Genomic DNA, 20,889 nt, shown 5'->3' with positions numbered 1-20,889 from the left:
ATCATGACGTTAATTTCATCTTCGAATGCAACACATAAAATCGCGTCGCTGAAAATGTGCTTCTATGGCGCGGGATCGATGGCGGAAGCCATGGTGCGCGGTCTCCTCGACCGCGGGCTGACGGAGCCGGGCCAAATCAGCATGATGAACCGGCAAAATGCCGCTCGCATGGAAGAGCTCACCGCCCGCTACGGCGTCAATACCTCGATGATCGAGGCGGACAAATCCGCCATGCTGAAAGAAGCGGATATCGTGTTTCTGATGATGAAGCCGAAGGATGCGGCTGAGGCAATCGGCCAAGTGCGGGAATTGCTTCACCCTGGGCAGCTGATTATCTCCGTCATCGCGGGCATGACGATCCGCACCCTGGAAACGCTGCTTGGCAAGCCGATGCCGATCGTCCGCACGATGCCGAATACGTCCAGCACGATCGGGCTCGGAGCGACCGGCGTAAGCTTCTCGGCTGCGGTGTCGCAGGAGCAGCGCTTGCTGGCCGAAACGATGTTCCAAGCCGTCGGGTTGACGACGGTCGTGGAGGAACGGATGCTTGAGGTCGTAACCGGCTTATCCGGGAGCGGTCCAGCCTATGTGTATTACCTGATGGAAGCGATGATTGCGGCAGGCAGCGAGCTTGGCCTGTCGGAGGAAGCGGCGCGCGAGCTTACGGTGCAAACCGTACTAGGAGCTGCGCATATGGTGAAAGCTACTGGGGAGAACCCGGCGGAGCTGCGCCGCAAAGTCACCTCTCCGAACGGCACGACGCAGGCCGCAATCGAGAAACTAGATGCGAACCAATTCTCGCAGGCGGTCATCAGCGCGATTTCGCGCGCTGCGGAGCGCGCCGCGGAAATGGGAGCAGAGATTGAAAGGAAAGCAACCTCATGAGCAATCAAGCCGTATGTATCGCTACCTATCGAAGTTACGATGACAAAGCTGATTTTCATAAGAAAGCGCAAGGGATCGCCGTCGGGCTGACCGTTGGCAGCTGGACCGATTTGCCGGAAGCGCGCAAAGCCGAGATGGAGAAGCATCTCGGCCGCGTCATTTCCGTCGACGTGCATGAAAGCTCCGTACCCGGAGAGCGTTATGCCGATCTCCGCATCGCATATCCGGACGTCAACTTCAGCCGGGACCTCCCTGCCCTGCTCGTTACCGTATTCGGCAAGCTGTCCATGGACGGCCGAATCAAGCTGCTGGATCTCGATTTCTCCAGCGAGTTCGTATCGGCATTTCCTGGACCGAAGTTTGGAATCGATGGCGTCCGCAAGCTGCTGGGCGCTTATGAGCGCCCGTTGCTAATGAGCATTTTCAAATCCGTCATCGGCCATGACCTGCCTAATTTGCGCGAGCAATTCTATCAGCAAGCGCTTGGCGGCGTCGATCTCATTAAGGATGACGAAATTTTGTTCGAGAATCCGCTGACCCCGCTTGAGAAACGCGTAGAAGCTTGCATGGAAGCGGCGCGCCAAGCCGAAGAGGTAACCGGCCAAAAACTTCTGTATGCCGTTAACCTGACCGGTCCGACCTCGAAGCTGGCTTCGCAGGCGAAACGCGCAATCGGGGCGGGCGCGAATGCGCTCCTGTTCAATGTCCTTGCGTATGGCTACGATGTCCTGCACGAGCTAAGCAGCGATCCCGAGATTACGGTGCCGATCGCGGCGCATCCCGCTATGGCCGGCGCCTTGTATCCGTCCACGCATTATGGCATCGCAGCTCCGCTCCTGCTTGGCAAGCTGATGAGACTCGCCGGAGCCGATCTGGTCCTCTTCCCTTCGCCATATGGCTCCGTCGTCATGCCGCGGGAAGAGAATTTGGCCGTTCAAGCCGCGCTCATCGATCCGGCACTGCCAGTAGCGCCCAGCTTCCCGGTTCCTTCGGCAGGCATACATCCGGGACTCGTTCCGCTCATTCTGCGCGATTTCGGCACCGATGTCGTCGTTAATGCAGGCGGCGGCATTCACGGTCATCCGATGGGAACCGCAGCGGGCGGACAAGCGTTCCGTATCGCAATCGAAGCGGCAAGAGCCGGCGTTTCTCTGCCGGACGCAGCTGCTAAGCCGGGTAACGAAGCGCTTCAAGCCGCGATTGACAGTTGGGGGTATAAACAATAATGACAGCCAGACCCGTAAAACGCGTTATTTTTTGTGATTTTGACGGCACCATCACCGAGAACGACAACATCGTCGCGATTATCCGCCATTTCAATCCGGCCGGATGGGAAACGATCGTAAACGACATCGTCGGCCAGCGCAAATCGATTCGCCAAGGCGTCGGCGAGCTGTTCCGCCTCCTCCCGACCTCCATGAAGAAGGAAGTCGTGGATTATGCGATTTCGAACGCCAAGATCCGCGCAGGCTTTGCCGACCTTCTTGCGTTTTGCAAGGAGCATGACATCCAATTCTACGTCACAAGCGGAGGAATCGACTTCTTCGTCTATCCGCTCCTTGCGCCATTTGGCATACCGGAGGATCATATTTACTGCAACGGCAGCGATTTTTCCGGCGAGCGAATCGATATTACATGGCCGCATCCCTGCGAAGGCGAATGCAAAACCGACTGCGGCATGTGCAAAACAAGCATTATCCGCCGCTTCCCTGCCGGCCAATTCGAGCGTATTCTCATTGGCGACAGCGTAACGGATTTCGAAGGCGCCAAGCTCGTCGACGTGGTATTCGCCCGCTCCCACCTGACGCAGAAATGCAAGGAGCTCGGGCTGCCTTACCATGAATACAAGACGTTCCATGACGTCATCGATGTACTGAACCTGCAGGAGGCGACCACTTAACGATGTCATTTGCACACTTAGCCTTAGAAGACAAGCAGCGCGTGCTTGCAGAACTAACCGAAGTAAAGAGCCTGTTCGCTTCCCGCGGCTGGTTTCCCGGAACGAGCGGCAACCTGTCGATCCGCGTTGGCGATTTCACTCCGGAGGAGTTTCACTTCGCCATCACAGCCAGCGGCAAAGACAAGTCCCGCTCGACGCCGGAAGACTTTCTGTTCGTCGATCAAGACGGCAAGCCAAGCGAGCCAACCAAACTAAAGCCGTCGGCAGAGACGCTGATCCACTGCGAAATTTACAAGCAGACCGGCTGCGGCGCGATTTTCCACGTACATACCGTATTCAACAACCTCGTTTCCGAGCTGTTCTGGGAGCGCACATCGATTCCGGTCGACGGCGTTGAGCTCATTAAAGCGTTCAACATTTGGGACGAGGAAGCTCATATCGACATTCCAATCGTGTCCAACTTCGCGCATATCCCTAGCATCGTGCCGGAAGTAACCGAACGGCTGGATAAGCGAATTCCGGGCATCATGCTGCGCAAGCACGGCATTTACGCTTGGGGCGCGAACGCCTTCGAAGCGAAGCGGCATTTGGAAGCCTTCGAGTTTCTGTTCGAATATGTGTACCGCTGGGAGCTGCTGAAAAGCAGAACGTGACAACGAAAGGCGATAAAGGAGAGCTTGAACAAGCTTTTCTTTATCGCCTTTTCTCTTGCAGCGGAACCGCCGGCTTTATACGCTGTGCTGCCATAACGGCCAGTTCGATTTTTTTGATTCCGCTGCAGTGCTCCTCCGTAATTTCGAAGACGTCGGGGAGCGGCAGCGCTTTGAAATATGCGGCAACCTCTTCTGCGGCTTCTTCCGAACCCGTGAACCAATCCGACCGGCTGCCGATCTCGACGGGCACGTCCTGCCAAGCCATCTCCAGCTCCGGACTGGACAGCTTTCTTGCTCCCCGCTTCAGCTTGCAGCCATCCAGCTTAACGGCGTATCCTTTCGCGGATGTGTTGCGCGGTTGCTTGGTAAACAGCTGAGGCGCATAGTCGGCGCGCGAGCCGGTGTGCGGAACGGCACGCACAAACGCCAGCACGCCATTCTTCACGTCCGTGACGCCGAACAAGATGGCGTAGAGCCGTTTGCCGAATTCGATCCTTTCCTGCAAGCTGCGGAAATTTTCGAGCACGAGGCCGGCCAGCTTCATCCCGTCTTCGCTCGGCGCCCCATACGGCATGAACACCGAATTTGTTTGAAGCGGCGCTTGAAGGAGAAACGCCGGCTGCCGCAGAACGTGTTCCTTGAAGTAAGCGCTGCGAACGATCGGCTCTTCGATGACGTTCTGCTCGTTAACGATGAGCGCAGTCGTTAGTATGGCTGCATCGCGGCGGCGCCAAAACTGCGACCAGACCGGTCGCATGAACCTCGACACGCCAAAAGCAGGCAGCAAGCCGAAGTGCTCCCGCCCTTCCTTGCGCGACGCTTCATAGAGCAGCAGCTGAGGATACGCGTCCTGGAAAATAAGCGCATTCGCCCGTTCCAGCAGCAGAAAAGCATGCTTCCGGAAGGAGCGGCCAAGCAGACGCGGCAGAAGCTCGCCCTGCAGGTCGGTCATGTTCCAGCCGCCATTGCGGGATACCAGATGGGCGAGCAGCGCCCAATGCAGCTCGGGACAACGAAAATAGAGCGCACGGTACGCTTCCGTTCGGGTAACGTTATTCCGGTTTGCCTTCTCCGTTTCCTGGAGGATTCGTTGAATGAGGGCGCGTTCGCGCTCGCTATGCGCATCAGCGGATGCGAAAAGCGGATCAGCGGATGCAGGCGACGAAGGCGCCGCGCTAGCGAGCCACGCAGCGTTCAGCTCCCGGACTGATTCCGGCTTCAATTCAAGCCGCACGGCATGCCGGGACAGCAGCTCGGATTCGCGCCTGGCTTTACGCTTCGCTTGCACGTATGCCGCTATCCGGGCAGGTAACCTTCGCAGCGCAAGCACAAACCTTTCGAAGAAGGACGTTCCCGTTGTATGGCGTTGCTCCATCCGCTTATGCCGCTCCTTTCTTTCGTATACAATTTAGTATGGGCTTCTCTACATTCCATTAGCCGCTCGTAGTATACTGAGGGGAGTAGTCCAACCGTTTCGAGGAGGCACGAACAACCTATGTGCGGACGATATACGATTACAGTATCTTTGGAAGAACTTATGTTACGTTATTGGATTTCCTCCACGAATGTGCCATACCATCGGCCCAAATATAACGTAGCCCCCGGACAAATGGTGTTTGCCATCGTGAGCGACGGAACGCAGAACCGTTTGGGCGAGCTCAAATGGGGGCTTGTCCCTGCATGGGCCGACAACCTGAAGGTCGGCAACAAAATGCTGAACGCCCGTTCCGAAACGGTCTGGGAGAAGCCCGCTTTCAAGCAGCTGATCCGCCGCAAACGCTGCATCATTCCGGCTGACGGCTTCTATGAATGGCGCAAGGACGGAGAAGACAAGCAGCCGATGCGCATCGTGAAGCGCGACCGCAAGCTGTTCAGCATGGCCGGTCTTTACGATACGTGGGTGTCGCCTGCTGGCATCAAGCTGAGCACGTGCACGATTCTGACGACTACGCCCAACAAGCTAATGGAACCGATCCATGATCGGATGCCGGTCATTTTGCACGAAGAAAGCGAAGCGCTATGGCTGGATCGAACCGTGCAGGATCACGAGCAGCTGGGGGCCCTTCTCCGCCCTTTCCCGTCCGAACTGCTGGAAGCCTATCCAGTCGCCAAAACGGTCGGCAGCGTGGCCAACGACGATGCTGCCTGCATTGAGCCTCTATAAGCGGCAAAAAAAAAAATCCGCCGATCCGAAGATCAGCGGAACATCGCCCACAGCTTAATGAGATGCAGCGTATTGGACGGGTCGATTTTTTGGCCTATAACAAATGCGATTAATTGATCTTCTTGCTGTTCAGTCAGATTTTCCTGCAAGATACCGGCCGAGGTCCGAATCAGCTTCTTCACCTTGGTACGGTCCTGCAAATCATATTTGGTTACCCCATTGAGCAGCATCTTAACTCGATCTTTCATGACCGGATTCTTCATTTTCACCTTGACTCGCTCGACCAGTTCGGGACGTATCCCATATTTCGTGTAGCTCATCCTAGGGCAGCACCTCCGTCCGGCTTCTTAGGCCATACGTTGTACTATATGCCGCAGGCGGCGCTTTAAAAACTAGTCCAAGAGATCCCCTTGAAAAAGTTGCTCCTTCCGAAGCACCTCTCGCAGTCGAGCATAGGCCGCAGCCGTCCAGAAATCGGCTTTCGCCGTCATGTCCGCCGCGTCGTCCCGCGCCTCCTCCAGCACCGCAAAATCCGCCGCCATATCGGCCAGCTTGAAATCCGGTACGCCGCTTTGCTTCGTGCCGAAAAAATCGCCCGGTCCCCTCAGCTCCAAATCCCGCCTCGAGACCTCGAAGCCGTCATCGGTTTCGGTCATGATCTTCATCCGTTCCCGTCCGATTTCCGATTTCGGATCCGCGATCAGGACGCAGTACGATTGGTGTCCGCCGCGGCCGACACGGCCGCGAAGCTGATGCAGCTGCGACAAGCCGAACCGTTCGGCGTCCATAATGACCATCAACGTCGCATTCGGAACGTCCACCCCGACCTCCACGACCGTCGTCGCCACGAGCACATGCACCTCGTTCTCGCTGAAAGAGCGCATCACTTCATCCTTCTCCGCCGTGGAAAGCCGTCCGTGAAGAAGACCGACGCGGAGATCGGGAAAAGCCTGCTGGATTTGAATATGCAGGTCGATCGCGTTTTGCACGTCCAGCTTATCCGATTCCTCGATGAGCGGACATATGAAATAGCATTGGCGGCCTGCCTCCACTTCCCGGCGGATAAACCCGAGCACGCGGTCCAGCATGCTGTGCTTCACCCAATTCGTCTGAATCGGCTTACGGCCTTGCGGACGCTCGCGAAGCGTAGAGACATCCATATCCCCGAACGCCGAAATCGCAAGCGTTCTTGGAATCGGAGTTGCCGTCATGGTGAGCACGTCCGGATTCATCCCTTTGCGGCGCAACACGCTCCGCTGATTGACGCCGAAGCGATGCTGCTCGTCGGTAACAACGAGGCCAAGGCTGCGGAAATTGACGCCTTCCTGAATGATCGCCTGCGTGCCGACAATGACATCGATAAGTCCCATCTGCAGACCTGCAAGCACGTCGCGCCGTTTCTTCTCCGTCAGGCTGCCGGTCAGGAGCGCAACCTGCAGCCCTACGCCGCCCAGCAGCTTCTGCAACGAGCGGTAATGCTGCTCGGCGAGTATTTCCGTCGGCACCATCAGCGCCCCCTGATGACCTGCTTTCACGGTTGCAAACAGCGCAACGGCCGCGACGACCGTTTTGCCTGAGCCGACATCGCCCTGCAGCAAGCGGTTCATGCACGATGGATGCCGCATGTCGATAAGAATCTCGTTCACGACTTTCTTCTGCGAGTCCGTCAGCTCGAACGGCAGCGTCCGCACGAACACCCGGATCGACTCCCCGTCCACTACATGGGCGACGCCGTCCATCCGTTTGCGGTTCAGCGAACGGTACGCTTGCAGCTTCAGCTGAAACAGGAACAACTCCTCGTAAACCAGCCTGCGCCGTGCCGCTTGTCCTTGCGCAATATCATCCGGCTGATGAATATGCAGGACCGCATCGCGCCGCAGCATTAACCCATGCTTGTCCATCAGCTCGACGGGTAAAATCTCTTCCACCATCGGTCCATACTGCTGCAGCGCCTGCTTCATCAGCTTGCGGATCCATGGCTGCGTTACGCCGCCGCCTATGGAGTAAACGGCCTGCAGCGTTCCGGAGCGCGAAGCGCCTTTATCGGGGAATTCCGATTCCGAAACCGTAATCTGCAGCCGCTGCTGCTCCCATTTGCCTGTCAGCACGATATCCCGTCCGGGAATCAAATGCTCCTGCAGGAAATGCCGGTTGAACCAAACCGCCGTCACCAATACGCCGTCGATGGCGACCTTGCACGTTAAGCGGTTCTTGGCGCGGCCGTACCGCTGCAGCAGCGGATTTCCCATGATTTTACCCTCGAAGGTTGCCTTCTCGCCGTCCTTCGTTTCCCCTAAGCTCCGTATGCGATAGTCCTCGTATCGAAACGGAAAATAATCCAGCAAATCCGCGATCGTATGAACGCCAAAGGCGTGAAGCTCCTGTTCCTTCTGAGCACTCACGCCTTTCATTTGCCGGACCGGTATTTGATCCAGCTTCATCCCCATTACCTCACACCCGTGTTATAAATAAGGCAGCCGCGCCCGGGCCTGCGTGCGTGCCGATAACTGCACCGATCTCGGTTTGGCGTATATTGCGAACGTTAAGCTGCGTTTGCGCCAATGCCGCCAGCTCAAGCGCCAGCTCGCTCTTATGCGTCCATCCGACCGTCATTTCGATCGGATCGCTGCCGAAATCGCTCTTCAGCAAATCAACGATGCGCTGCATCGCCTTCTTCGTGCCGCGAACTTTATCGACCGCCATAACTTCGCCTTCGCCATCAATCGTCAGAATTGGCTTAATGTTCAGAATCGAGCCGAACAATGCGGCAGCTTTTCCGATACGGCCGCCCTTCTGCAAATATTCCAATGTGTCGAGCAGGAAGTACATTCTCCTGTCTTGAATCATTTCTTCCACTTTGGCGATGATCGCTTCCTTGCTTTCGCCGGCAGCGACCATTTCCGCCGCCTTCACGACAAGCATGCCGCAGCCGTAGGAAGCGGATTTGGAATCGATGACCGTTATGTCGCCCGGCGCATCGAGCAGATTCGAGCCAAGTACCGCAGACTGATAAGTGCCGCTCAGTGCGGAAGACAGATGAATGGAAATGATCGAATTGTCCGCCCCGGATGCAAGCACCTTCTCGTAGGCCTCCATGAACTCCGCGGGAGAAGGCTGCGAGGTCGTAGGCAGCATCTCCGATTTGGCCAGTCGTTCGTAAAATTGATTGTTCGTGATGGTTACCGCGTCCAAATACGTATCTTCCCCGAAGAGCACCTTCAGCGGTACCATCTCGATGCCATGCTGCTCTCGGACACGCTTTGGCACATCGGCCGTGCTGTCCGTCATAATCTTGATCGCACCCATTCGGAGCACCTCCTATTCCACTGCTATCAGATAAGGGTAAAGCGGTTGACCGCCTTCATGAACCTCTAGCTCGGCATGAGAGAAGGTTTCATTCGCCCATTGAACGAATGCCTTGGTTTCGGCTGCGTCGGCCTGCTCGCCGGTTAGGACCGTCACAAGCTCTCCGCCGTCTTCAAGCATCTTCGCAAGCAGCTCCCGGCATGTATCCTGCAGGCTGGCAGAAGCGGTTACGATGGATTTCTCCATAATACCGATATAGTCGCCCTCTTGAATGGAGATGCCGTCAATCGATGTATTGCGAACCGCGCTCGTCACTTGGCCGGAACGCACGGAGCCAGCCGCCGCGTTCATCGCTTCCGCATTCTCTTCGGCCGTCCTGTCTTCCTTGAACGCGAGAACCGCCGCAAGTCCTTGCGGAATATTCTTCGTCCGGATGACGGTGACGCTGCGCTCTAACAGCTCTGCAGCCTGCTGAGCAGCCATGATGATGTTGCCGTTGTTCGGCAGCAGGTAGATATGCTCCGCCGAAAGCGATTCGATCGCATTCACGAAATCTTCCGTTGACGGATTCATCGACTGTCCGCCCGACAGCACGACATCGACGTTGTTGTCCATGAAGATCGATGCGATGCCTTCGCCCATCGCGACTGCGATAATCCCGAACGGCGCCCACTCATGGGCTTGCTCTGTGGAGATGGATTCCGCAGGCGTGCCAGTCAGCACTTCGGGAACGGCAAGTCCAAGCGCCGCTTCTTCTACGATCGCCGTTTCTTTCAAGCTCTCGCCAGCAGGCGCGGCAGTGCCCGTACCGCTCAGGCCCGCGGACTCTTCATGCAGAAGATCGCGGTGCTGCTCGCGCATGTTCAGTATATGAATTTCCGTTAGCTCGCCGTATGGAAGCGCATAATTCAGCACATCCCCCGGCTTGCGTGTATGCACATGAACTTTAATGATTTCATCATCGGCAATGACCAGAATCGAATCCCCGTCCCTGCCAAGCATGCCTTTGAACAAGGCCTCGTCAAAGCGCAGCGCATTGCGGCTTGCAAGCTTCCGGTTAATGAAAAATTCCATGTCATATAAAAACTCGATGTTCTCAGTCGCCAGTTGCGATTGCGCGCTTGCCGGCGCCTGATTCAAGCGCGGTGCGGGCGTTGCAGGCGCCTTCGCTGCGGTAGAAGAGAATAATTCCGGCAACGCTGCCTCCGACCCCATTTGACTGTCGTCGGCCGTTCCGGCATTTTCATTCATCGCTTGCAGAAACCCTTCATAAATACAGACAAGACCTTGGCCGCCGGAATCGACGACGCCGACCTGTTTGAGCACCGGCAGCAGATCAGGCGTGCGTGTCAGCGACTCATTGGATTTCGTAACGACCTCGCGCAGCATTTCTGTAAGGTCTGTCGTGCGCTTGGCAATGGATACGGCATGCTTGGCGGTATCCTTCGCTACGGTAAGAATTGTCCCCTCAACCGGCTTGACGACGGCCTTATAAGCCATATCAACCCCGTTTTGAAGCGCAGCCGCAAACTGGACCGAATCGATCTGATCCTGATTGGCGACGCTCTTCGCGAACCCCCGAAATAGCTGTGACAAAATAACCCCGGAATTGCCCCGCGCGCCCATAAGCAACCCCTTAGAAAGCGCTTCCGCAACTTTGCCTATGGCAGGCGAGGTTTTGCTCTGAAGCTCGCGTTTGCCGGATGTCATCGTTAAATTCATATTCGTCCCGGTATCGCCGTCGGGAACCGGGAACACATTCAGCGCGTTGATGCGCTCAACATTTTTTTGTAAACTTTCCGCTCCGCTCAGTACCATGCTTGCAAAATCTGAGCCGTTAATAAAGCGTTTAATCAAACGTGATTACCCCTTCCTACCGAGATACCCGTACGCCCTGGACAAAAATATTCACGACGTCGACCTTAATGCCGATAACCTCGTTCATCACATATTTCACTTTGGACTGAATGTTATGTGCGACCTCGGAAATTTTTGTGCCATAGCTGACGATGATGTACAGATCAATGTGTAAGTATTCGTTCTCTCGGTGGACTTCAACACCGCGCGACAAATTATCTCGACCAAGCAGCTCGGCGATGCCGTCTTTCAACTGCTTTCTTGAAGCCATACCTACCAGTCCATAACAATCCAGCGCCGCTGAACCGGCAAGAACGGAGATCACATGATCGGTTATGAATACATTGCCTAATTCCGAATTAATCTGCAGGGGCATGGAAAACCACTCCTTCACCGTATTATTATGGACTAAACAACATTGTACTATAAATAATAACGATTTTGAAGTCCAACGCCCATTTTACGACCATTTTCTGCATTTTAAGCGCTTTATATACCTGATTTGCGCGGTTACTCATGCTTGATGAATGTCCAGAGATATGATATTATATTGGAGTCTGTTTGTTTGCAGTGAATCTTCAAGGGAGGTGTATTCCATGTCTCGCAAATGTTTCATTACGGGCAAAGGTCCAGGGGTAGGTAACCACGTTTCGCACGCTAACAACAAAACCCGCCGCTCTTGGGGCGTTAACGTTCAAAAAGTTAGAATCCTTGTGGACGGTAAACCAAAGCGCGTTTATGTCAGCACTCGTGCTCTGAAATCCGGCAAAGTGACTCGTGTATAACGGCATTCAGCCATGGACAAAAAGCACCTGATCTTTTCAGGTGCTTTTTTGCATATCTAGGCACAGGTGGAACAGAAAGCCGCGATCTGTGCGCAGGATCGTCCGTCTCGAACCGGCCGCTGGGGCCGGTTCGCATTCGTTCAATTTTTCTGGAACGTATTTAGAATCGCCTTCACGAAGCCACCCAAAAACTTCGGCAGCTTGATCGTGTAAAATTTCATGCTCCACCCCTCCTAAAAGTTTTGCGGATGCAAAACTACTTCGCAAGCATACAGCGTGAACCGGATTGTACGTGAGCAAAACGTTCTTTGTATGCTGAATAAACATCCGTAACGGTCCTCGCCTTTTGGTCCCAATAAAAAAGGCTACAAGAACGTTAGTTCATGTAACCATCCTATGCGATCTATGATTGTCCTATTCCAAACCCGGGACCATCGTCCAGGCGGCCGCAGCCGGCATCGGATGCGAACGAATGTAGACGACGATGGCGATCACGACGGTAAAAAGCAGGAAGAAAATCAACGTCATTACAACGAATACGATGCGCGAACGAAGCGAAGTTGCCCGCTTGAAATAGAATATCCCGATCACGAGCGCAAGTATTGAGAAAATAAAATTAATGCCTGTCTTCACATTCGGAAAGATCGCCAGCATCAGCCCGCAGCCTAAGCTATAAAGGGTGCACCACAGCGCTTTCTTTACGGTTTCGCCCATGGTTGTCCTCCTAGCGAAGCGCGGCGATCGCAGCCGCACGGTCGCTCTCTGTAAATACGGCATTGCCCGCAACAAGCACGTTAGCGCCCGCTTCCCTAACGAGCGGTGCCGTAGCTGCGTTGATCCCTCCATCCACTTGAATCAGCATGTCTCCTTGACCATGCGACTCCAGCAGCTGACGGAGCTGGCGAAGTTTCTGCAGCGATTGCGGGATGAATTGCTGCCCGCCGAAGCCGGGATTCACCGTCATGAGCAGAACCATGTCGATATCGCCCAGGACGTTCTCCAGGGCATGGATCGGCGTAGCCGGGTTCAACGCGACGCCTGCAGGCAATCCGGCTTCTTTAATTTGATGGATCACGCGGTGCAGGTGGACGCATGCTTCGGCATGAACCGTAATGCGGTCGGCGCCTGCCGCGACATAAGAAGCGATATGATGCTCCGGATGCTCGATCATTAAGTGAACATCGAACGCAAGCTTCGTTGCTGGCCGAACGGCGCTGATGACGAGCGGTCCGAACGTCAGCGTGGGGACGAAATGGCCATCCATTACGTCAATATGTATCCAATCCGCTCCGGCACGTTCCACGTCTTTGATTTCGTCTGCGAGTGTCGCGAAATTAGCCGACAATATCGATGGTGCTATGATAGACATTTCAGTACCTCCGCTTTTTCTCTTTCATTTCCGCCATGAACAGAACGTAGTTGCTATGGCGTGAAGGCGCGATTTCGCCGCGTTCCAGCGCCGCAAGCACGGCGCACTCCGGTTCATGGATATGGGTGCAGCCGCGGAATTTGCAGGAGGAAGACAGCTCGCGCATTTCCCTGAAGCAGCTGCCCAGCTCCTCGATGCCGAGCTCGGCGAAATCCAGCTGACTAAAGCCGGGCGTATCCGCGACATAACCGCCGCCAATGTCGATAAGCTCGACATGGCGCGTCGTATGCTTGCCGCGTCCCAGCCGGTTGCTGATCGCGTTCGTTTCAAGCGTTAAGCCCGGTACCAGCGCATTTAGAAGGGATGACTTGCCTACGCCCGATTGACCGGCAAACACGGCAAGATGGCCTTGAAGCCGTTCAGACAGCGCAGCCGTTCCTTCGCCTTGCCGCGAGCTCGTCACCAGCACTTGATAGCCGATCGGCTCGTAGATGCGGAGCACGTCGTTCATGGCGCTGCGAGCCGTTTCCGCATCCTCGCTGTCTACTGCTAAATCTTGTTTGCTTAAGCAAAGCACCGCCTCGATGCCGGCGTGCTCGATATGAACGAGAAACTTGTCCAGCAGCTGCAGGTTCAAAGCCGGCTCCGTGACTGAGAATACCAGAACAGCCAAATCGACATTTGCAACTGGCGGACGAATCAGTTCGGAACTGCGCGGCATGATCCGGTTGACGGCGCCTTCGCCGTTCTCCGTCTCTTCGAATTCCACGACATCGCCGACAAGCGGCGATTCGCCGCGCTTCTTGAAGATGCCGCGGGCTCTGCATTGAATCGGCTCCTCGATCGAAGAAGCATCGAGCGGCTTTACATAATAATAGCCGCTCAATGCTTTTACGATCCTTCCTGTTTGGCTTGCTTTACTGTCCATTTTGGTCTGTCTCGTTTGTGGCTGGATCGCCTTCATCAGTCGGATTCTCCTCGGTTTGCGCCGGCTGGTCTGCCGGCGGCGTTTCGTTGCCCGGTACCGTTTCAGGCGCTCCGGTTGCGCCCGATTTCACCTCATCGTAGGTTTTGGAGAAGGTATCGGTAAATTGATTATCTCGATAGATCGTAACCATCGCTTCCGTGTTCGGATCCAGCACGACTTTCACCGGGAAGGTCTGGGTATCTTTAATTTTACGTTTGCCCCATTCGATATTCTCGCCGCGCGCATCGGTATACACAATGCGGATACTGCTAGTCTTCCCGGCTTCGGCCGGCGAAATAACGATATTGAACGTATATTCGAGCGCTTCTTCAGGCAAGCCGGAGCTGACTGTGAGCGTAATAGCCGCTCCTTTGGTTACAGGCGCTTCCGGATCGAACGGATACTGGGCGATAACGGTGCCTTTCTCTTTATAGCTAGGCTCGCGTACGATGTCTTCTTCATTGATTTCGAGCCCCTTGGATTTCAGCAGCGCAATCGCTTCTTTCTCCGTCAGGTCAGTCAGCTTCGGCATCGGGAACGTTTCCTTGCCTTGGCTGACGGTAAAGCTGAATGCCGCGTTTTTCGGATCGAATTCCGTTCCGGCCTCGGGCGTTTGACTTAACACGGTCCCCGGCGCTTCATCGCTGTATTCCTCGTCCTTCTCGATGTTCACCTCATCAACGCCAAGGGCGACCAGTGCCGCGACGGTATCCTCGTAAGACTTGCCGGTATAATTGCCTGCCTTCTCAAGCTTCGGTCCCTTGCTGACGTAAAGCTTAATGAACGAACCTACTTTCACCCGCTGGTTGGGCTTGGATTGCTCATAGACGACGTCCTTGGGCACGCCTTCCTTCTCCGTGTAAATCGATGGCTCCTCTACTTTAAGTCCCGCTTGCTCAAGCGTCGTTCGGGCCTCGGCTTCGGTCATGTCTACCACGTAAGGGACGTCGACCTCTTCGATATCGAACCAGCTAAGAACCGTCATAGCGCCCCAATAAACGAGTCCAATGATAATAAGCGTCGTTGCGACGGTGATGACAGGTTTGACCCATTTGCGTTTGCGCGGCTCTTCTTCAAGTCCGTCCGAGCTCCAGCGATCGGCATCCGAATCGGCAGCCCCTTTCTCGCCGGGACCGGATCCTGTGCCGGATCCTGAACCTGAACTATTTGGATCGGAGGACTTCACGCTCGACGTACTTGCCGTCCTATTATCGGAAATGCTGCCGCGAATTGCGGGCATGACGCGCGTCTCGTCAAAATCCGGATTGCTGAACGTAATCTTCGGTTCGCCCAAACGGTCCGGCTGCAGGCAGCTTTCTAGATCGCCAAGCATCTCCGAGGCGGAATCGTAACGCTCGCCCGGATTTTTGCGCATCGCGCGCAAAATGATATTTTCGACGCTTTGCGGTATGTATGGATTAATCGTCCGCGGCTCCGCAAAGTTTTCCTGCAGATGCTTAAGAGCGACGCTGATCGGGCTTTCACCCAGAAACGGCAGCTTGCCCGTCACCATCTGATACAGCACGATACCCAGAGAATACAGGTCGGATTTCTCGCCCGTAACGACGCCCTTGGCATGCTCCGGAGAGAAATAGTGAACGGATCCGACGACAGAGCCGGTTTGAGTGATCGTTGAAGACGTTACCGCCCGCGCGATGCCAAAGTCCGTCACTTTCACGCGGCCGTTCTTGCCGATTAGAATATTATGCGGTTTAATATCGCGATGAATGATTTGATTATGATGCGCGTGTTCGAGCGCGTCGCAAATTTGCTGCGCGATCCGTACTGATTCTTCCGTTTGAAGCGGCGCACGCTCTTTGATGATTTCGTTCAAATTATTGCCTTCTACATACTCCATGACGATATAGTGGGTATCTTCCTCTTGCCCGACATCGTAGATACTGACGACGTTCGGATGGGAAAGCGCTGCCGCAGACTGCGCTTCGCGCCTGAAGCGGCGAATAAACTCCTCGTCGTGCACGAACTGCTGGCGCAGCACCTTGACGGCCACGTTTCGGTTCAGCAAAATATCATGGGCTTTATAAACAAGCGCCATGCCGCCCCCGCCGATGCGGGTAATAATTTCGTAACGTCCTCCCAATTCATGTCCAATCATGTCGATCACCCCTCAAGCTCTGTGTTTTCGGCATGATGCAGCAGGATTACGGTAATATTGTCTTCTCCGCCGGCTTCAAGCGCCAGCTGTACGAGTCGATCCGCTTTCTGGTCCAGATTCAGATCTTCCCGCCCCAATGTTTCAACAATCGACGACGGACTCGCCATGTCAACCAATCCATCGCTGCAAAGCATAAGCATATCGCCGGCCTGCCACGACGTGCAAATGATATCTACCTCTATCTGCTCATCCGTACCGAGCGCGCGTGTAATAACGTTGCGCCGCGGATGGGTAGCCGCTTCTTCAAGCGTGATTTGCCCGGATTTAACAAGTTCATATACAAGCGTATGATCTTCGGTCAGCTGCGTCAAAACGCCGTCTTTCCATTTGTACACCCGGCTGTCGCCGATATGTCCGATAACACTGGTATCATCTTGAATAAGTGCGGCAACGACTGTCGTTCCCATATTATGAAATTGCTCATTGTTCGAACCCAAATCGTAAATCACTTCGTTCGCCTGCAGAATAGCTTGGCTCATCAGCAGCTTCCGATCCTCCAAAGGCAGCGCCGCAGTTACATGCTGCAGCGCTTCCCGGAACGTATCGACCGCCAGCTGGCTGGCTACTTCTCCGGCCTTATGACCGCCCATACCGTCGGCAACAATCGCCACGGTCAGGCCGAACTCATACGAGTCCGACCAAGCCGTATCTTCATTCACTGACCGAACTCGCCCAACATCGCTCCGATACGCGATTATCACAACTCATCACCCCGCCGTAGACTCCATATGTTTCGCACGTAGCTGTCCGCATGCCGCTGCAATGTCATGTCCCTGTTCTCTGCGGATGGTGGCATTGATCTGGTTCTTCTCTAAAATCCGGTGGAACTCGAAAATTTGCTCGCGCGGCGTGCGCACGTAATCCCGCTCCGGCACATGGTTAACCGGAATCAAATTGACGTGGCAGAGCATGCCTTTCAATACATCAGCCAGCTCCTGCGCGTGCTCGTTCTGGTCGTTCACGCTGCCGATAAGCGCATATTCGAACGTAATCCGGCGTCCGGTCTTCGCGATGTAATACCGGCACGCTTCCATCACTTCCTCGAACGGGAAACGGCGGTTAACCGGCATCAGCTTGGAACGGAGCTTATCGTTCGGAGCATGAATCGAAATCGCCAGGTTGATTTGCGTGTTCTCTTCGGCGAATTTGTAAATGCTCGGAACGATGCCGCTCGTAGATACCGTAATGTGGCGCTGGCCGATATTCAGCCCTTTCTCGTGAATCATGAGGCGCAGGAAGGTCATCGTCGCATCGTAATTCTCGAACGGTTCGCCGGATCCCATAATAACGATGCTGGAAACGCGCTCCTTCGTTGCGTCCAGCAGCTGCTGCGCAACGACGACCTGCGCAACGATTTCGCCCGCCGTCAAATTCCGCTTCAAGCCGCCGAGCGTCGAAGCGCAGAACGTGCAGCCGATCCGGCATCCCACCTGCGTCGTAACGCAGATGCTGTTCCCGTAATTATGGCGCATAATGACGGTTTCGATGGCATGGTTGTCGTGCAGCCCGAAGAGGAACTTGACGGTTCCGTCCTTCGATTCAAACTTCGTGATCTCGGTAAGCGTAACAAATTGAAAATGGTCGTCCAGCTTCTGGCGAAGCGACTTGGAGAGATTGCTCATTTCGTCGAAGCTCTTTACTCGTTTCACATACAGCCATTCGAACAGCTGGGTTCCGCGAAAAGCGGATTCGCCGTTCTCTTTCATCCAATCCTGCAATTGCTCTAACGTATAGTCGTAGATGAACGGTTTCATCGATATGCACCTGTTTCTTTTCCAAAAATATGTGCGGCACGCTTTATGAAAAGAGTGCCCCTGATTATTTTACCACAAACGCCCATAACAGGCCACTTGTGCCGTCATGAGCGTTTATTGGTCGTGTTTTCATCTATTCGCCGCGCTTCATGCGGGCGATAAAAAAGCCGTCGCTGCCGAACTGCTGCGGCAGCAGCTGCACCATCCCGCCAAAGCTGTCATCGACCGCCCGGCCTTCCCGAAGCGGCCGCAGAACCTTCGGCGACCAATCGGCATCCAGCTTGAACGCCGGGTGAGTCTCCAGAAACCTCTCTACCTGCCGTTCGTTCTCTTCCCGTTCGATTGTGCAAGTGCTGTACACGAGCGTTCCGCCCGGACGCACCAGCTTCGCCGCCACCTGAAGCAGGTCCGACTGCAAGCCGGCGATGGCGTGCACATCCGCTTCGCTCTTCGTCCATTTGATTTCCGGCTTGCGCCTGATGACGCCGAAGCCGGAGCATGGAGCGTCAAGCAGGACGAGATCAAAGCTCTCCGGCTCGAACCGGGCCGCAAGATCCAGCGCATCGCCGGTAACGGCTTGTACGGTCTGAAGGCCAAGCCTTGCAGCTTGCTCTTCGATCAGCTGCTTCTTATGCGGATGGACGTCGTTGGCGATCACTTGCCCGCGGTCCTCCATCAGCTCGGCCAGATGCGTCGTCTTGCCGCCCGGCGCCGCGCAGCAATCGAGCACCTTCATCCCGGGAGCCGGCGCGCATACTTCGGCGACAAGCATGGAGCTCTCGTCCTGCAGCGACCATAGACCGGACTGATAGCCTTCCGATTGAGCCAGATTTCCGCCTCCGCTTACGATTACCGCGGCGTCCGAAAGCCTTGATCCGGCTGCATCGAAGCCGCTTTCCTTCAACATCCCGATCGCCTTATCCCGGGACAAGCGCAGCGGGTTCACGCGAAGGCTGCTGTGCGGCGGCTCGTTGCCGGCGGCACAGATCCGCTCTGCCTCCGCTTCGCCATAGGCGTCGATCCAGCGGCGCACGAGCCAGTCCGGGTACGAATGGGCAATGCCGATCCGCTCGGCCGGATTGTCACGCTCGATCGGCTGCTTAAGCTCCGACAATCTGCGCTCCATGTTGCGGAGCACGCCGTTCACCATGCCGGATATGCCGCTGTGGCCGCGACGCTTCGCAATGACGACGGCCTCGTTGACCGCGGCATGAGGCGGTATCCGGTCCAGCATCAGCAATTGATAGGCGCTCATCCGAAGGAGCGCAAGCACCCATGGCGTCAGCTTTTGAAAGCCTTTCGTTACGAGAATGCTCAGCCGATCATCGAGGTAACGCTGATGCTGAATCGTGCCGTAGACGAGCTCGGTGGCAAGACCGGCGTCCGGCCGCGACAGCTGGGCTTCCTGCAAGGCGCGGTTCAACTGCAGATTGCTGTAGGCGCCGGCTTCCGCTACTTTAACTAGCGTATCGAGCGCTACTTCGCGCGCGGTTCTCTTTCTCGGCTGCTGCTGCGGCTTGACGGACTTCCCGTCCTCAGGCTTCTTGCCTGCGCGGGCTTGTCCGGCCACGGCGCCGCCTTTGCCGCGGCCATTTCCTGCTCCGCCGCTCACGCTTCGTCACCGCCGAATCGAGTGCCGGCTTCAAGCCGCGCGCCTTTCAGCCATTCGGAGGCAGGCATCGCCTTTTTCCCTGCCGGCTGGATCAACGTAAGCAGCAGCGCTTCTTCGCCGGTCTGCACTACGATGCCTTCGTCGGCAACGGCTGTCACCGTACCCGGCTGCGCCGTACCGCTGCCGCGTTTCACGACCCGGCAGCCCCATACTTTAAACGGCTCGCCGTTCCAGATCGTAAAGCCTCCGGCCATCGGAGACAGCCCGCGGACTTGGTTATAGACGCTGCGCGCAGGGCGGGTCCAATCGATCCGCTCGTCATCGCGCGTCAAATTCGGCGCATATGTAGCTTCTTCGTGGTTCTGCGCCGTACGTCCGGCCGTTCCGGCTTCAATTGCCGGCAGCGTCTCGCCGAGCAGCTTCGCTCCCGCTTCGGTCAGCTTCGCAAATAACGTGCCGGACGTATCGTCCTCGTCGATCGGCACCTGGACCGCGCTGATCATATCGCCGGTATCCAGGCCTTCAGCCATGTACATGATCGTGACGCCGGTCATCGTCTCGCCGTTTATGATTGCGCGCTGAATCGGCGCCCCGCCGCGATAGCGCGGCAGCAAGGAGCCGTGAACGTTGATGCAGCCGAGCCGCGGCACGTCGAGAACAGCCTTAGGCAAAATCTGTCCGTATGCCGCCGTTACGATAAGATCGGGCTGCAGGTCGGCAATTTGCTGAACGGTTCCCGAGCCTCGCAGCTTCTCCGGCTGAGCGATCGGCAAGCCGCGAAGAAGAGCCGCTTCCTTGACCGGAGGCGGCGTCAACGTTTTTTTGCGTCCTTTAGGACGATCGGGCTGCGTAACAACGAGCTCTACCGTGTGACCCGCGGCAAGTATGGCCTCAAGAGACGGGACGGCAAACTCCGGCGTCCCCATAAATACGATTCGCACGCTGCTCACTCTCCGTCCCGTGGAGGGCGGTTGGCGGAATCATAGATCGATTCGGCGATATCCGTAAACAATACGCCGTTCAAATGGTCCACCTCATGCTGGAACGCGCGCGCCAGGAAATCGGACGCTTCCATCTCGAACGTCGCGCCGTTGCGGTCCTGCCCTCTCACTTTTATTTTCTGCGCTCTCCGGACATCGCCGCTCAGCTTCTGGATGCTGAGGCAACCTTCAGGTCCGAGCTGCTCGCCGGATGCCTCGATGATTTCCGGGTTGACCATTTCGATCAAACCGTGATCGTCGCCTACATCGACCACGATTACTCGTTTGGAAATGCCCACCTGCGGCGCCGCGAGGCCAACCCCTTCCGCATCGTACATCGTTTCAGCCATATCGCGAAGCAATTTATGCAAATTTGCGTTAAACTTGGTCACTTGGGCAGCGCGTTCGCGCAGCACCGGATCCGGATCTTGTACAATCAGTCGAATAGCCATCGTCAAACCTCCTATAATAAACAATCCTC

22 protein-coding genes are annotated in these 20,889 nt (G+C 55.7%); 6 read left to right on the top strand and 16 right to left on the bottom strand.

Annotated features, from left to right (window positions below):
• Positions 1 to 3: 3 nt before the first annotated feature.
• Genes proC through mtnB form a run of 4 tightly spaced genes read left to right on the top strand, consistent with a single transcriptional unit; the run spans position 4 to position 3,438 of the window.
• The gene (gene proC, locus DL346_RS06815) at positions 4 to 885 is read left to right on the top strand and encodes a pyrroline-5-carboxylate reductase (RefSeq protein ID WP_112881265.1); all 882 of its coding nucleotides are present in this window, start codon (positions 4 to 6) and stop codon (positions 883 to 885) included.
• Positions 882 to 2,111, top strand: a complete 1,230-nt coding sequence (locus tag DL346_RS06810; RefSeq protein WP_112881264.1) for a 2,3-diketo-5-methylthiopentyl-1-phosphate enolase — start codon at positions 882 to 884, stop codon at positions 2,109 to 2,111. Before proC ends, DL346_RS06810 begins: the two co-directional genes overlap by 4 nt.
• Positions 2,111 to 2,785 carry a 2-hydroxy-3-keto-5-methylthiopentenyl-1-phosphate phosphatase gene (locus DL346_RS06805; RefSeq protein WP_112881263.1) on the top strand — a complete coding sequence of 225 codons (675 nt, stop codon included), beginning with the start codon at positions 2,111 to 2,113 and terminating at the stop codon, positions 2,783 to 2,785. Before DL346_RS06810 ends, DL346_RS06805 begins: the two co-directional genes overlap by 1 nt.
• A gap of 2 nt (positions 2,786 to 2,787) precedes the next feature.
• Entirely contained in the window at positions 2,788 to 3,438 is a 651-nt protein-coding gene (gene mtnB / locus DL346_RS06800; RefSeq protein WP_112881262.1) for a methylthioribulose 1-phosphate dehydratase, read from the top strand.
• A 40-nt stretch (positions 3,439 to 3,478) separates the two neighbouring features.
• On the opposite strand, the gene DL346_RS06795 is transcribed toward mtnB, so the two are convergent.
• Positions 3,479 to 4,813, bottom strand: a complete 1,335-nt coding sequence (locus DL346_RS06795; RefSeq protein ID WP_112881261.1) for a DUF2515 family protein — start codon at positions 4,811 to 4,813, stop codon at positions 3,479 to 3,481.
• Between the two features lie 120 nt (positions 4,814 to 4,933).
• Here DL346_RS06795 and DL346_RS06790 point away from each other — a divergent pair, with 120 nt between their 5' ends.
• On the top strand, positions 4,934 to 5,602 hold the full coding sequence (locus tag DL346_RS06790) for an SOS response-associated peptidase (protein ID WP_112881260.1): 669 nt from the start codon (positions 4,934 to 4,936) through the stop codon (positions 5,600 to 5,602).
• Between the two features lie 32 nt (positions 5,603 to 5,634).
• On the opposite strand, the gene DL346_RS06785 is transcribed toward DL346_RS06790, so the two are convergent.
• From DL346_RS06785 to DL346_RS06765, 5 genes are all read right to left on the bottom strand, one after another.
• Complete coding sequence (locus DL346_RS06785; RefSeq protein ID WP_112881259.1) at positions 5,635 to 5,922, bottom strand: stage VI sporulation protein F; 288 nt, start codon at positions 5,920 to 5,922, stop codon at positions 5,635 to 5,637.
• A 72-nt stretch (positions 5,923 to 5,994) separates the two neighbouring features.
• On the bottom strand, positions 5,995 to 8,043 hold the full coding sequence (gene recG, locus DL346_RS06780) for an ATP-dependent DNA helicase RecG (protein WP_112881258.1): 2,049 nt from the start codon (positions 8,041 to 8,043) through the stop codon (positions 5,995 to 5,997).
• Positions 8,044 to 8,053: 10 nt separating this feature from the next.
• The gene (locus DL346_RS06775) at positions 8,054 to 8,908 is read right to left on the bottom strand and encodes a DegV family protein (RefSeq protein WP_112881257.1); all 855 of its coding nucleotides are present in this window, start codon (positions 8,906 to 8,908) and stop codon (positions 8,054 to 8,056) included.
• Between the two features lie 12 nt (positions 8,909 to 8,920).
• Entirely contained in the window at positions 8,921 to 10,726 is a 1,806-nt protein-coding gene (locus tag DL346_RS06770) for a DAK2 domain-containing protein (RefSeq protein WP_112881822.1), read from the bottom strand.
• A gap of 55 nt (positions 10,727 to 10,781) precedes the next feature.
• A complete protein-coding gene (locus DL346_RS06765) occupies positions 10,782 to 11,141 on the bottom strand; it encodes an Asp23/Gls24 family envelope stress response protein (protein WP_112881256.1) in 360 nt (119 codons plus the stop codon).
• Positions 11,142 to 11,361: 220 nt separating this feature from the next.
• Here DL346_RS06765 and rpmB point away from each other — a divergent pair, with 220 nt between their 5' ends.
• On the top strand, positions 11,362 to 11,550 hold the full coding sequence (rpmB, locus tag DL346_RS06760) for a 50S ribosomal protein L28 (RefSeq protein WP_112881255.1): 189 nt from the start codon (positions 11,362 to 11,364) through the stop codon (positions 11,548 to 11,550).
• 140 nt (positions 11,551 to 11,690) lie between these two features.
• Here rpmB and spoVM read toward each other — a convergent pair whose 3' ends face one another.
• From spoVM to def, 10 genes are all read right to left on the bottom strand, one after another.
• Positions 11,691 to 11,771, bottom strand: a complete 81-nt coding sequence (gene spoVM / locus DL346_RS06755) for a stage V sporulation protein SpoVM (RefSeq protein ID WP_010345573.1) — start codon at positions 11,769 to 11,771, stop codon at positions 11,691 to 11,693.
• A 193-nt stretch (positions 11,772 to 11,964) separates the two neighbouring features.
• Positions 11,965 to 12,264 (bottom strand): hypothetical protein, encoded by a 300-nt coding sequence (locus DL346_RS06750; protein WP_112881254.1) that lies wholly within the window; start codon positions 12,262 to 12,264, stop codon positions 11,965 to 11,967.
• A 10-nt stretch (positions 12,265 to 12,274) separates the two neighbouring features.
• Positions 12,275 to 12,919, bottom strand: coding sequence for a ribulose-phosphate 3-epimerase (gene rpe / locus DL346_RS06745; RefSeq protein WP_112881253.1), 645 nt, complete (start codon positions 12,917 to 12,919; stop codon positions 12,275 to 12,277).
• 1 nt (position 12,920) lies between these two features.
• Positions 12,921 to 13,883, bottom strand: coding sequence for a ribosome small subunit-dependent GTPase A (gene rsgA, locus DL346_RS06740; protein WP_240633052.1), 963 nt, complete (start codon positions 13,881 to 13,883; stop codon positions 12,921 to 12,923).
• Entirely contained in the window at positions 13,837 to 16,002 is a 2,166-nt protein-coding gene (pknB, locus tag DL346_RS06735; RefSeq protein WP_112881252.1) for a Stk1 family PASTA domain-containing Ser/Thr kinase, read from the bottom strand. The genes rsgA and pknB overlap by 47 nt, the downstream gene beginning before the upstream one ends.
• Before the next feature lie 5 nt (positions 16,003 to 16,007).
• Entirely contained in the window at positions 16,008 to 16,763 is a 756-nt protein-coding gene (locus DL346_RS06730) for a Stp1/IreP family PP2C-type Ser/Thr phosphatase (RefSeq protein ID WP_112881251.1), read from the bottom strand.
• A gap of 6 nt (positions 16,764 to 16,769) precedes the next feature.
• Positions 16,770 to 17,816: a dual-specificity RNA methyltransferase RlmN gene (rlmN, locus tag DL346_RS06725; protein WP_112881250.1), complete on the bottom strand. Its 1,047-nt coding sequence runs from the start codon at positions 17,814 to 17,816 to the stop codon at positions 16,770 to 16,772.
• Positions 17,817 to 17,949: 133 nt separating this feature from the next.
• Entirely contained in the window at positions 17,950 to 19,428 is a 1,479-nt protein-coding gene (rsmB, locus tag DL346_RS06720; protein WP_240633050.1) for a 16S rRNA (cytosine(967)-C(5))-methyltransferase RsmB, read from the bottom strand.
• A complete protein-coding gene (gene fmt / locus DL346_RS06715; protein WP_112881249.1) occupies positions 19,425 to 20,369 on the bottom strand; it encodes a methionyl-tRNA formyltransferase in 945 nt (314 codons plus the stop codon). The genes rsmB and fmt overlap by 4 nt, the downstream gene beginning before the upstream one ends.
• Before the next feature lie 5 nt (positions 20,370 to 20,374).
• Entirely contained in the window at positions 20,375 to 20,860 is a 486-nt protein-coding gene (gene def / locus DL346_RS06710) for a peptide deformylase (RefSeq protein ID WP_112881248.1), read from the bottom strand.
• Positions 20,861 to 20,889 lie beyond the last annotated feature (29 nt).

The organism is Paenibacillus montanisoli (genome assembly GCF_003268025.1).
Lineage (GTDB): Bacteria > Bacillota > Bacilli > Paenibacillales > Paenibacillaceae > Paenibacillus_Z > Paenibacillus_Z montanisoli.
Note: the sequence above shows the minus strand (reverse complement) of the source record. Positions and strands in the feature narration are given on the sequence as shown.